Source organism: Clostridioides sp. ZZV14-6150, from assembly GCF_020657875.1.
GTDB lineage: Bacteria > Bacillota > Clostridia > Peptostreptococcales > Peptostreptococcaceae > Clostridioides.
In genome coordinates this window covers 228572-242314 of the sequence record NZ_JAGWDA010000005.1, presented here as the reverse complement: position 1 = coordinate 242314, position 13743 = coordinate 228572, and the positions used below count along the sequence as shown (strand labels likewise).

12 protein-coding genes and 2 tRNA genes are annotated in these 13743 nt (G+C 30.5%); all 14 read left to right on the top strand.

The annotated features are described in order from the left end of the window. The first annotated feature begins 84 nt into the window (after positions 1–84). The 14 genes from KGF41_RS08450 to KGF41_RS08385 all read left to right on the top strand — a co-directional run bounded on the left by KGF41_RS08450 (position 85) and on the right by KGF41_RS08385 (position 13716). Positions 85–159, top strand: a tRNA-Gly gene (locus tag KGF41_RS08450). A gap of 9 nt (positions 160–168) precedes the next feature. Beyond that, positions 169–242 (top strand) — tRNA-Arg (locus KGF41_RS08445). A gap of 922 nt (positions 243–1164) precedes the next feature. Then, positions 1165–2004: a diadenylate cyclase CdaA gene (gene cdaA / locus KGF41_RS08440; protein ID WP_227434523.1), complete on the top strand. Its 840-nt coding sequence runs from the start codon at positions 1165–1167 to the stop codon at positions 2002–2004. Next, entirely contained in the window at positions 2001–3185 is a 1185-nt protein-coding gene (locus KGF41_RS08435; RefSeq protein WP_227827898.1) for a CdaR family protein, read from the top strand. The genes cdaA and KGF41_RS08435 overlap by 4 nt, the downstream gene beginning before the upstream one ends. 303 nt (positions 3186–3488) lie before the next feature. Further along, on the top strand, positions 3489–4391 hold the full coding sequence (gene ptb / locus KGF41_RS08430; protein ID WP_227434525.1) for a phosphate butyryltransferase: 903 nt from the start codon (positions 3489–3491) through the stop codon (positions 4389–4391). Positions 4392–4412: 21 nt separating this feature from the next. After that, positions 4413–5492, top strand: a complete 1080-nt coding sequence (gene buk, locus KGF41_RS08425) for a butyrate kinase (RefSeq protein WP_227827897.1) — start codon at positions 4413–4415, stop codon at positions 5490–5492. Further along, positions 5482–6159: an ATP-binding protein gene (locus tag KGF41_RS08420; RefSeq protein WP_227827896.1), complete on the top strand. Its 678-nt coding sequence runs from the start codon at positions 5482–5484 to the stop codon at positions 6157–6159. The genes buk and KGF41_RS08420 overlap by 11 nt, the downstream gene beginning before the upstream one ends. Before the next feature lie 42 nt (positions 6160–6201). Then, entirely contained in the window at positions 6202–6417 is a 216-nt protein-coding gene (locus tag KGF41_RS08415) for a 4Fe-4S binding protein (RefSeq protein ID WP_227434528.1), read from the top strand. 29 nt (positions 6418–6446) lie between these two features. Beyond that, positions 6447–7526: a 3-methyl-2-oxobutanoate dehydrogenase subunit VorB gene (locus tag KGF41_RS08410; protein WP_227434529.1), complete on the top strand. Its 1080-nt coding sequence runs from the start codon at positions 6447–6449 to the stop codon at positions 7524–7526. Continuing rightward, positions 7526–8278 (top strand): thiamine pyrophosphate-dependent enzyme, encoded by a 753-nt coding sequence (locus KGF41_RS08405; protein ID WP_227827895.1) that lies wholly within the window; start codon positions 7526–7528, stop codon positions 8276–8278. The genes KGF41_RS08410 and KGF41_RS08405 overlap by 1 nt, the downstream gene beginning before the upstream one ends. Next, a complete protein-coding gene (locus KGF41_RS08400; RefSeq protein ID WP_227839389.1) occupies positions 8279–8836 on the top strand; it encodes a 2-oxoacid:acceptor oxidoreductase family protein in 558 nt (185 codons plus the stop codon). It begins immediately after the preceding gene. Between the two features lie 170 nt (positions 8837–9006). After that, positions 9007–10353 (top strand): phosphoglucosamine mutase, encoded by a 1347-nt coding sequence (gene glmM / locus KGF41_RS08395; RefSeq protein ID WP_227856567.1) that lies wholly within the window; start codon positions 9007–9009, stop codon positions 10351–10353. Positions 10354–10620: 267 nt separating this feature from the next. Next, positions 10621–12453: a glutamine--fructose-6-phosphate transaminase (isomerizing) gene (gene glmS / locus KGF41_RS08390; RefSeq protein WP_227827892.1), complete on the top strand. Its 1833-nt coding sequence runs from the start codon at positions 10621–10623 to the stop codon at positions 12451–12453. 105 nt (positions 12454–12558) lie between these two features. Next, on the top strand, positions 12559–13716 hold the full coding sequence (locus KGF41_RS08385) for a (Fe-S)-binding protein (protein ID WP_413841048.1): 1158 nt from the start codon (positions 12559–12561) through the stop codon (positions 13714–13716). Positions 13717–13743 lie beyond the last annotated feature (27 nt).

The window sequence follows — 13743 nt, the reverse complement described above, 5'->3', positions numbered from 1 at the left end:
CTGGTAGTTCAGTTGGTTAGAATGCCAGCCTGTCACGCTGGAGGTCGAGGGTTCGAACCCCTTCCAGGTCGCCAAATTAAATAAGCGGGAATAGTTCAGTGGTAGAGCGCAACCTTGCCAAGGTTGAAGTCGCGAGTTCGAATCTCGTTTCCCGCTCCATAATAATTTGGGTGCATAGCTCAGCTGGATAGAGCAACGCCCTTCTAAGGCGTGTGTCCGGGGTTCGAATCCCTGTGCGCTCATTAAGAAAAGTTTACTATATTTATAGTAAACTTTTATATTGTTTAAAAAGACACAGGATACATGCATGTCACCTGTGTCTTTTTCTTTATAATTATATAAGAGTTACATTATATTCATTAATATTGTAATCATATTAATGGTAATGTATAATAGTCTACAAGAAGTTTATAGAAAGATTTATTGCATAGACTTAATTATTAGTAAATAGGCTCATATACATTATACTGTATACTTTATAGTACTGAGACATTAGAATACTATTTAAATTCATAAATTAATTTCTTATACTGAAAAAGAACGATGAAATATATTATGAAATACTAGATATTCTAAATACTTGATAATATGGTGTTTGTAGATTGTATTAAATGAATTGTTATATTTATAAGTAATATATGTATGACTTTGAAAATAGATAAGCTGTTTTAATTATTTTAATTATAAAAGATAATTTCTAGAAAAGATACATAATAAGATATTAATAGAAGTTGATATAAATTATTTATAAAGGAAATTATTGGTATAATATAAAAATAATATTACTAATATAATATTAATAAAAATAATGTTACAATTTTATATAATTAATAAATAGATTATTAAATTTATTGTAGTGAAAATATATTGAAAGATAATATGTATTTTGAAATAGATTTTATAGTATAAAATTGCATCAAGGCGCGAGTACTATTTTGTATTCGCGCCTTGATGATTTGAATTATTTAAACTAGATTTAACTTTAATAGAAAATATATATTTGATTAGCAATGTTTTTAATGTATTTAGAGATTATTTAACAATCTCAATCTATAAAAATAGAATTATTTACACAAAAGTTAAATAGTTTGTATAGAGTTAGATTTATATAGTATAATACATAGTGTAAATAATTAAGAAGTTATCGAACAGGAGGATAAAACTGTGTTAGATATAAATTCTTTTTTAAATGAATTTTTTAATATAATATTAAGAATGAGTATATATGATTTAATTGACATATCCATAGTAGCATATATTTTTTACAAAATATTTATGTTTATAAAAGACACAAGAGCAGAACAAGTATTTAAAGGTATAATATTTCTTTTGCTAGCAACTCAACTTAGTAACACTTTTAAATTGCATACCGTTTATTGGATATCTCTTAAGGCGCTGGATTACGGAGTTATAGCAGCTCTTATAATTTTTCAGCCAGAATTTAGAGCAGGGCTTGAACATATAGGAAGAGCGAAGTTTAATTTATTTGGAAAAAATGTAAATACTTCAGAAGAAACTCTTAATAGAACTATAGAAGAGATTGTAGAAGCTTTATATTCACTTTCTAGACAAAAAATAGGAGCTCTTATCATAATGGAGAGAGAAACCAGAATAAGTGATATAATAAATACAGGAACTATAATTGATGCCGAAATTTCTAGGCAATTATTGATAAATATATTTATACCAAATACACCATTACATGATGGAGCTGTTGTAATTAGGGACTCTAAGGTAAAGGCGGCTGCATGTTTCTTGCCGTTAACAGAGAGTAAGGATTTAAGCAAAGATTTAGGTACTAGACATAGAGCTGGAATAGGTGTAAGTGAAGTCTCTGACTGTATAACGCTGATTGTATCAGAGGAAACTGGAGGCGTATCAATTGCTAAAGCTGGTAAGTTATATAGAGATATTTCTAGAGAAAGAATGATGAATATATTACGTAGTAATCTAAAAACGAATACAGAAACAAGAAGTTTTTTCAAAGGTGGTATATTTAAATGATAAATAGACTAAAAAATAATACCAAAATAAAAATAATATCATTTTTAAGTGCAATTGCTTTATGGATGTATGTTATGGCTGTAGTTGACCCTGAAGAAACTAGAGGGTTTGAAGATATACCTGTATCTATAAGTAATATGAGTGATTTAAATGATAAAAATCTTGTTATATATCCAGACGAAAAATTAACAGCAGATGTGTATATAAAAGGTAGTTTATCAAAGGTACAAAAAGTTAAAAAAGAGGATATACATGTATATGGAACTGTTGAAGACCCAATACAAGGTAAGAAGGAAGTATATTTAAAAGCAAATATTCCTCAAGGTGTTACTTTAGAATTTAAGCATGACGTTTTAATAGTAAATCTTGAGAAAAATATAAAAGAAAAAAGAGATATAAAGGTAGAAGTAAGTGGGAATTCAAAAAGAAATATAGATAATATTGAATTAAGTAAAAATTATGTCGATATATCGGGTCCGATGAGTTTAGTTAAAGAAGTTAAAAGTGTAAGAGCTAATCTAAATGTCGGCAATGAGACAGAAGATTTCTCTAAAAAATTGGATTTAATACCTTTAAATAGTGATGGAACTAAGGTTGAAGGTGTGACATTAAGTTCAAGTTCTGTAACAGCAAGTGTAGAATTATTAAAAGAAAAAACTGTACCAATAAGAGTAGATTTAAAGGATAATAATCAAGATAATAATACATTGAAAAATTATAAATTAAGTAAAGATGAAGTTACAATAAAAGGTAAAAAAGAAAATATAGACAAAATAAATTATATTAAGACAAAACCTATTGATTTAGTTGATTTAGCTAATGGAGAAGAAAAAGAAGTGAGTCTAGAGATTCCAGAAGGAATAACTATTGATGATACCTCTATAACTATAAAGCTAAATGAAACAAAACAATTAAGCGCTGAGTTTGTATATAGTCCAGAAGATATTATGTTAAGAAATATTCCAGCAAATATGGACAATCCAAGTATAATTTCTACTGGAGATATTCAAGTTGTTGTAGAGTCAGCAGAAGATTTAAGTAAGCTAAATAAAAAAGATATTTCGTTATATATCGATTTATCAGAAGCACCTGCTGAAAATGGTAAATATAAAATAAAATATGAAACAACATATCAATTTAAAAAAATAAATATAGAACCTAATATTGTTGAAGTGGAATGAACAAATATTTTGAATATTTAGTTGTTACAAGATGCGACAAAAAAATCTATAAAATTAAGTTTGTTAATTTTATGTTTTTGTTGCATCTTGTTTATTTTAGTTATATTATAAAATAAGGACAATGAGATATTTGTTAAATCTAAAAAGTGTTAGATATATGAAAAAAGACTGATAAATAGATTTAAATAAATATTTTTGAATTAAATATTTCAATTATCCCTAGGAAAACGTTGCTGAACGAGTTATAATTTAATTGAGATATAAAAGTTCTATTTCAAAAAATTCAAGATGAGGTGGAAATGCATGAGAAGTTTTGAAGAAGTAATTAAGTTTGCAAAGGAAAGAGGACCTAAAACTATATCAGTAGCATGTTGTCAAGATAAAGAAGTTTTAATGGCAGTTGAAATGGCTAGAAAAGAAAAAATAGCAAATGCCATTTTAATAGGTGATATAGAGAAGACTAAAGAAATTGCAAAAAGCATAGACATGGATATCGAAAATTATGAAGTAATAGATATAAAAGATTTAGCAGAAGCATCTCTAAAATCTGTTGAATTAGTTTCACAAGGAAAAGCCGATATGGTAATGAAAGGCTTAGTAGACACATCAATAATACTAAAAGCAGTTTTAAACAAAGAAGTAGGTCTTAGAACTGGTAATGTATTAAGCCACGTAGCAGTATTTGATGTAGAGGGGTATGACAGATTATTTTTCGTAACTGATGCAGCTATGAACTTAGCTCCTGATACAAATACTAAAAAGCAAATCATAGAAAATGCTTGCACAGTAGCACATTCATTAGATATAAGTGAACCAAAAGTTGCTGCAATATGCGCAAAAGAAAAAGTAAATCCAAAAATGAAAGATACAGTTGAAGCTAAAGAACTTGAAGAAATGTATGAAAGAGGAGAAATCAAAGGTTGTATGGTTGGTGGACCTTTTGCAATAGATAATGCAGTGTCTTTAGAAGCAGCTAAACATAAAGGTATAGATCATCCTGTAGCAGGAAGAGCTGATATATTATTGGCTCCAGACATCGAAGGTGGTAATATATTATATAAAGCTTTAGTATTTTTCTCAAAATCAAAAAATGCAGGAGTTATAGTTGGAGCTAAAGCACCAATAATATTAACTTCTAGAGCAGATAGTGAAGAAACTAAACTAAACTCAATAGCTTTGGGCGTTTTAATGGCAGCAAAGGCTTAAATTTAAGGGGGAAATAGGCAAATGAGCAAAATATTTAAAATCTTAACAATAAATCCTGGTTCGACATCAACTAAAATAGCTGTATTTGATAATGAGGATTTAGTATTTGAAAAAACACTAAGACACTCTTCTGAAGAAATAGGAAAATATGAGAAAGTTTCAGACCAATTTGAATTTCGTAAACAAGTAATAGAAGAAGCATTAAAAGAAGGTGGAGTAAAAACATCTGACTTAGATGCTGTAGTAGGTAGAGGTGGTCTTCTTAAGCCTATAAAAGGTGGAACTTACTCAGTAAGTGACATTATGATAGAAGATTTAAAAGTAGGAGTTTTAGGAGAACATGCTTCAAATTTAGGTGGTATAATAGCAAAACAAATAGGTGATGAAGTTAATGTTCCTTCATACATAGTAGACCCAGTTGTTGTGGACGAACTAGAAGAGGTTGCTAGAATTTCTGGTATGCCTGAAATAAGTAGAGCAAGTGTAGTACATGCTTTAAATCAAAAGGCAATAGCAAGAAGATATGCTAAAGAGATAAACACAAAATATGAAGATATAAATCTTATAGTTGCACATATGGGTGGAGGAGTTTCTGTTGGAGCTCATAAAAATGGTAGAATAGTAGATGTTGCAAACGCATTAGATGGAGAAGGACCTTTCTCTCCAGAAAGAAGTGGTGGATTACCAGTAGGAGCATTAGTAAAAATGTGCTTCAGTGGAGAATATACTCAAGATGAAATTAAAAAGAAAATAAAAGGTAATGGTGGATTAGTTGCATACTTAAATACTAATGATGCTAGAGAAGTTGAAGAAAGAATTGAAGCTGGTGATGAAAAAGCTAAATTAGTATATGAAGCTATGGCATATCAAATCTCTAAAGAAATAGGAGCTAATGCTGCAGTTCTTAAGGGAGATGTAAAAGCAATATTATTAACTGGTGGAATCGCATATTCAAAAATGTTTACAGATATGATTGCAGATGGAGTTAAATTTATAGCAGATGTAAAAGTTTATCCAGGTGAAGATGAAATGATTGCATTAGCTCAAGGTGGACTTAGAGTTTTAACTGGTGAAGAAGAGGCTCAAGTTTATGATAACTAATGATAAAAGAATAAGAATCATAACAGGTCACTATGGAAGTGGTAAAAGTGAATTTGCGATGAACTATGTTGTTAAATTAAGAGAGATGGTTTCTGGCAAAGTTGCTATAGCCGATTTGGATGTGGTAAATGTATACTTTAGAACTAGAGAAAAGAAAGAGCTAATGAAATCTTTAGGTATACAACCAATAGATAGTTCAATTAATGCTCCAACATTAGATTTACCAGCAGTATCAGCAGAAGTAATGTCACCTATGGTTGACCATTCATACAATTCTGTTATAGACTTAGGTGGAGATAATGTAGGTGCTAGAGTTATAGGAAGATTTAGTCATTTATTAAAAGAAGGCGACTATGACATGCTTTTTGTAATAAATGCAAATAGGGAGAAAACTCAAACTTCTGAAGAAGTTATCCAATATATAAAGGAAATAGAGAAATCTTCTAAACTAAAGGTAACAGGTCTAATTAATAATACTCATCTTATTAGGTTTACTACTATTGATGATGTTTTAAGAGGTCAAAAAGTTGCAGAAGAAGTTTCTAAGGAATGTAATATACCAATAAGATATGTTGCATGCTTAGAAAATCTTGTTGAACAATTACCAAAAGATTTAGAGGGAGAAATTTTTCCGATAAAATTATATATGAGAGAAGACTGGATGTAGTTTGAGCTCAAATATATAGAAAGTTTAAGGAGGCTTAGGTAAATGGCTAAAGGAAAAGTATCTTTTAATCAAGAACGTTGTAAAGGTTGTGGATTATGTGTTGAAGCATGTCCAGTAAAAATCATACAATTAGACTCAAACACAATAAACAAAAAAGGGTATAACCCAGCAACTGTTTCTGAAATGGAAAAATGCATAGGATGTGCAAGTTGTGCAACTATGTGTCCAGATGTAGTTATAACAGTAGAAAGAGATTAATTTAAATTAATATTTAAGGGGGAATTTTAATGGCTAAGATACTTATGAAAGGTAACGAAGCATTTGGAAAAGCAGCTATAGAAGCTGGTTGCAAATATTTCTTCGGTTACCCAATAACTCCACAAAGTGAATTACCAGAATATTTATCAAGAGAGTTACCTAAAATAGGTGGAGCGTTCGTTCAAGCTGAATCAGAAGTTTCTGCGATAAACATGGTTTATGGTGGAGCAGGTGCAGGAGCAAGAGTTATGACTTCTTCATCTTCACCAGGCGTTGCTTTAAAACAAGAAGGTATAACATATGCAGTAGGAGCAGAAGTTCCTTGTGTTGTACTTAACGTAATGAGAGGTGGTCCAGGACTTGGAAGTATACAACCTTCACAAGCTGACTACTTTATGTCTACAAGAGGTGGAGGAAACGGAGACTACAGAACTCCAGTATTCGCACCAGCTACAGTTCAAGAAGCTGTTGATATGATAATGGAAGCTTTTGATGTTGCAGATTACTACAGATCACCTGTTATGGTAGTTGCAGATGGTATGATAGGTCAAATGATGGAGCCAGTTGAATTCAAAGCTCCTGAAAAGAAGAGAGAATTGCCTCCTAAAGATTGGGCAACTGTTGGAACTAAAGGAAAAAGAGTACCTAATGTAATAAACTCTTTATACTTAGAGCCAGAAGTATTAGAAGATCACTGTTGGCACTTAGAAGCTAAATTCAATGAAATGGAAAAAAATGAAGTACAATATGAAATGTACAAAACAGAAGACGCTGAATTTATATTTGCAGCTTATGGAACTACTTCAAGAATAGTGAAAAGTGCAATTGATATATTAAGAGAAGAAGGAATAAAAGCAGGTCTTATAAGACCTAAAGTATTATGGCCATTCCCATTTGAAGCATTTGACCAAATCCCTAGTGCTAGAAACATATTAACTGTTGAAATGAGTATGGGACAAATGGTGGAAGATGTAAAAATGGCAGTAGAAGGTAAATTACCAGTTTACTTCCATGGAAGACCAGGAGGAATGACTCCAACACCAGCAGAAATAGTTGAAAAAGCTAAAAAAATTATTGCCGGAGAATTGGTTGCAGGAGGTGCTAGATAATGGCTGTTGTATTTAAAAAAACTCAAGGGTTACAAGATACTCAAACTCACTACTGTCCAGGATGTACACATGGTATAATCCATAGATTAGTTGGTGAAGTATTAGAAGAATTAGGAGTATTAGGTGATGCTGTAGGTGTTGTTCCAGTTGGATGTTCAGTTTTAGGATATAAATATTTTAACTGTGATACTCAAGAAGCAGCTCATGGTAGAGCACCAGCTGCTGCTACAGGAATAAAAAGAGTTCATCCTGAAAACACAGTATTCACTTATCAAGGTGATGGAGACTTAGCTTCAATCGGTACTGCTGAAATAGTTCATGCAGCTGCTAGAGGAGAAAAAATAACTACTATATTTGTAAACAATACAACATATGGTATGACTGGTGGACAAATGGCTCCAACTACATTAGTTGGACAAAGAGCTACTACTGCTCAATCAGGAAGAAATGCTGAAACTCAAGGTTATCCAATAAGAGTAAGTGAAATGTTAGCTACATTAACAGGAGCTGTATTCGTAGAAAGAGTAGCAGTTGATACTCCAGCTCATGTTAGACAAGCTAAAAAAGCTATAAAGAAAGCATTCCAAGTTCAACAAGCAGGATTAGGATTTGGAATAGTAGAAGTATTATCTACTTGTCCTACAAACTGGGGACTAGCTCCAAATGATGCTTTACAATGGTTAAGAGACAATATGATACCATACTATCCATTAGGAAATTTCAAAAATGTTGAAGTTGAGGAGGTGAAGTAAATGTCTACAGCTAGAGTAATATGTGCAGGCTTCGGAGGCCAAGGTGTTATGTCTATGGGACAATTACTTACTTATGCAGGAATGTTAGAAGGAAAAGAAGTTTCTTGGTTACCATCTTATGGACCAGAAATGCGTGGAGGTACAGCAAACTGTGCAGTAACTGTATCTAGTGAACCTGTTGGTTCTCCACTTATAACAGATGATGCAACTGCAGCTATATTATTAAATATACCAGCATTTGAAAAATTTAAAGACGATGTTGTACCTGGTGGAAAAATAATAGTAAACAGTTCTTTAATAAAAGAAAAAGTTGAAAGAACAGATGTAGATGTTTATTATATCCCAGCAAATGAATTAGCTGTTGAATTAGGTAATGATAAAGTTGCTAATATGATAATGCTAGGAGCTTACTTAAAAGTAGCTGATACAGTGGATATAGAATCTGTATTAGAAGCATTTAAAAAAGTTTTTGGACCTAGAAAAGAAAAATTTGTTCCATTAAACAGAGAAGCTTTACAAAAAGGTATGGATGCTGCATGTTGTGGAGCAACTAACTAATAAAGAAAAAAGATGTCAAAAAAAAGACAATAGAATTATTTCTATTGTCTTTTTTGCTGAGAAGTATTAAAATATTTTTATGACTGAAATTAAGAATATAATAGTATTTTATGAATTATAAAAATATAATACAAATTACAAGCTTTTCAATTATGAAAGGAGAATATTTAGTGAGAAAGTATTTTGGAACAGATGGAGTTAGAGGCATAGCAAATACAGAATTAACATGTGATTTAGCATATAGACTTGGTAGAGCTGGTGGATTTGTTTTAGCTCAAGGAGACCATAGAGTAAAAGTAGTAGTAGGTAAAGATACTAGAATATCTGGAGATATGTTGGAGGCATCTTTAATAGCAGGTCTTATGTCTGTTGGATGTGATGTTATTACTGTTGGAATAATACCAACCCCTGCAGTTGCATATTTAACTAGAAAATATGGTGCTGATTGTGGTGTGGTTATATCTGCATCTCATAATCCTGTTGAATATAATGGAATTAAATTCTTTAATAAAAATGGATATAAATTGGATGATGAAATAGAGTTAAAGATAGAAGAATATATAGATGATATAGATAAAGTAGATTGTATGCCAGTTGGTGAAAATGTAGGACGAAGATTACATGAGCATTATGCACAAAGAGACTATGTAGATTATTTAAAATCAATAATTAACACTGATTTTAGAGGATTAAAGGTGGTTTTGGACTGTGCTAATGGTGCATCGTATAAAGTAGCACCAATAGTATTTGATGAATTAGGAGCAAGTGTAATTTCAATAAATAGTTCACCAGATGGAAACAATATAAATTATAAATGTGGCTCTACACATCCAGAACAACTTCAAAAGGCTGTTTTGGAACATAATGCTGACTTAGGTCTTGCATATGATGGAGATGCTGATAGATTAATTGCAGTAAATGAAGAGGGTCAAATTGTTGATGGAGACCATATAATGATATTGAGTGCTTTAAATTTAAAGAAAAATAATAAATTAGCACAAGATACTTTAGTAGTTACAGTTATGAGTAATATAGGATTAGCAATAGCTGCAAAAGAAAATGGAATAAAATTATCTACTACAGCAGTTGGAGATAGATATGTTTTAGAATATATGGTTAAAAATGGATATAATCTTGGTGGAGAGCAATCTGGACATATGATATTCTTAGATTACAATACTACAGGAGATGGAGTTCTTAGTTCTTTAATACTTGCAAATATAATACTGCAAGAAAAGAAACCTTTATCAGAACTTGCATCAATAATGAGTCAATATCCACAAGTATTAGTGAATGCAACAATAAAAAATGAAAATAAAACCAAATATATGGAATATCCAGAAATAAAAACTGAAATAGAAAGAATAGAATCTATTTTAGATGGAAATGGTAGAGTCTTAATAAGACCATCAGGAACTGAACCATTGGTTAGAGTTATGTTAGAGGGTAAAGAGGAAGGTCAAATAAAAGAATTAGCAACAAATTTAGCTAATCTTATACAAGAAAAATTATCGTAATTTATAAGGGTATTCTCAGATATAAACCCTGAGGACACCTTTCTAAGCGCCAGAACTTAGTTATAGACACAAGAATTAAGTATTATTGGAACTAAGTTGACGAGGTCAGAGTTAATCGAATTGTCGGCGGATGCTCTGCGGTGTGTTTACCATCGAAAGACTTCTTTAAATAATAGGAGTAATCCTATGGACAAAGGGAAGCCAAAGTAAACTTATATGACCTAACTCTTAAAATATATAAATAATATTTTTAGGAGGACACAAATAATGTGTGGAATAGTTGGATATTTAGGAAGTAGAAAGGCAGCAGAAGTTATCGTAGAGGGGCTTTCTAAGTTAGAGTACAGAGGTTATGACTCAGCAGGAGTAGCAGTTAATGGTTCTAATTGTGATGAACTTAATATTAGAAAGTTCAAAGGTAGACTTTCTGTGCTTGCAGAAGATTTAGAAAAAAATCCTATTGATGGAAATTTGGGAATAGGACATACAAGATGGGCAACTCATGGAGAACCATCTGATGTAAACTCACATCCTCATTTTAATCAAGCTAAAACAATAGCAGTTGTTCATAATGGGATAATAGAAAATTATATGGAAATCAAAGAAGAATTAATTTCTGAAGGTGTTAAATTTGAATCTCAAACAGATACAGAAGTAATAGCACATTTAGTAGATAAATACTATGAAGGTAACTTGTTAGACGCTGTATATAAAACTATATCAAAATTAAGAGGAGCTTATGCATTAGGTGTTATATGTAAAGATCATGGAAATGAATTAGTTGCAGTAAGAAAAGATAGTCCTCTTGTAGTCGGTGTGGGTGAAGGCGAAAACTTTATAGCATCAGATATACCTGCTTTATTAAAATATACTAGAGATGTTTATTTCTTAGACAATGGAGAGATAGTTCACCTAAAAGATGAAAATGTAACAATTTATGATTCTAATAGAAATCTTGTAGAAAAAGAAGTATTCCATGTAACATGGGATGTAGAAGCTGCATCTAAAGGTGGATATGATTACTTTATGTCAAAAGAAATACATGAGCAACCAACAGGAGTTAGAGAGACTCTAGAAAGAAGACTTGATGATAATGGAAATATAATTTTAGATAGTATAAATATTTCTAAAGAAGATTTAGATAAAATAAATAAAGTTTATATAGTAGCTTGTGGAACAGCATATAATGCTGGATTACTTGGTAAGTATGCTATAGAAAAATTTGTAAATATACCAGTAATAACTGATATAGCATCAGAATTTAGATATAGTGACCCATTTGTAGATGAAAACTCATTAGTAATATTAGTTAGCCAATCTGGTGAAACAGCAGACACTTTAGCAGTATTAAGAGATTCAAAAGCTAAAGGAGCAAGAATACTTTCAATAACTAATGTTGTAGGTTCATCTATAGCAAGAGAATCAGATGATGTTTTCTATACTTGGGCAGGACCTGAAGTAGCAGTTGCATCAACTAAGGCATATACAACTCAAATAACTTCTTTATATATGATAGCTTTAGATTTTGCTATTAAAAAAGGAACAATAACTAGAGAATTTTATGATAGTATGATTTCTAAGATGAAAGAAATACCATCAAAAATACAAGAAATATTAGACAATGAGGAATATATAAAAGAAGTTGCTAAAACAGTTGTTAGCTCTGACCATGCTTTCTATTTAGGAAGAGGTATAGATTATAGTTTAGCAATGGAAGGTTCATTGAAATTAAAAGAAATATCATATATACATGCAGAAGCTTTTGCAGCAGGAGAATTAAAACATGGAACAATAGCATTAATAGAAAAAGGAACTCCTGTAATTGCTATAGCTACTCAAGAAAAATTATTTGAAAAAATGGTTTCTAATATGGAAGAAGTAAGAGCAAGAGGAGCTTATGTCGTAGCAATTGCTCAAAGTCATAATAAAGACGTTGAAAAAGCTGCTGAAAAAATAATATATATACCAAACTCAGATGATATTTTATCACCAATATTAGCAGTTGTACCAATGCAATTACTTGCTTATCATGTTTCTGTACTAAGAGGTTGCGATGTAGATAAGCCAAGAAACTTAGCTAAATCAGTAACAGTTGAATAAAAATATATTAAAAATTGCATAGATAATATCTATTAGAAAAAACTCATTCTATTTGTTATAATTTTATAGAATGAGTTTTTTATTATAGAAAAAAACTATTAATCAATCTGGAGGTGTATTTGTATAAAAGAAGTAAAGCTAAAACTAGAGACATTAAAAAAAATCGAAAAAAATAACGATGATTGTATAAATTGCAAAAAATGTTTTAAAGTATGCCCTATGATGAAAGAATTTGGAGATTCACCAAGAGAACTTATGATAGATATTTTACAAAATAAATCAATAAATAAAAATATGCCATATTCCTGTATGTTATGTGGAATATGCAAGGTAGAGTGTCCAAAAGATATAGATTTAAAAGAAATATTTTTTGATGTAAGGAAAGAAATATTCCATGATAATCAAAAAGAATTAAATGATATAGGATATAGAACAATAAAATTTCATCAAACTAATAGTTTCTCTCCATTATTCTCAAAACAATTTATTAAAAAAAACACTAAAAAGATTTTTTTCCCAGGATGTAGCCTTTCTAGTTATAGTAGTGACTTAGTATTAGAAACATATAAATATTTAGAAAATCATATAGAAAATATATCCTTAGCTTTTGAATGTTGTGGCAAGCCAACTTTAGCTATGGGAGATACAAATAAATTTGATGAATATTATTCTAAAATAGACAAGCTATTTAGAGAAAATGATATAGATGAGGTAATCGTAGCTTGTCCCAATTGTTTTAATACTATAAGAAATAATAGTGATATAAAAGTGATTTCAATATGGGAGGTGATAAAAGAATATGGGCTTCCAGAAAATCTAAAAAATCATTATGATGATTTAAATCAGGAATTTTTATTACATGACCCATGCCCTATAAGAAATGAGAATAATATACATGAGTCAGTCAGAGATATACTGGGTTTTATGGGAATAAAAATAATTGAATTTGAAAAAAATAGAGAAAACACAGAATGTTGTGGCTCTGGAGGTATGGTAAGGGTTACTAATAATGAAGTTGCTATAAACCAGACCAAAAATAGAGCAAATAATAAAAAAACAGATTATGTAATCTCATACTGTCAATCTTGTTGTGAGTCTATGTTAATGGCAGATAAAAAAGCACTACATGTATTAGATTTTATTTTTGATGTTGATGTTATAAACAAAAATAAATTAACCCAGAAAAAAACATCATCTATTAAAAAATGGAGCACAAGGTATAAAGGAATAGCATTAGCAAAGAAGATGAATATAGAAACTTAATAAATGCACATAAAAAGTATATAAGCT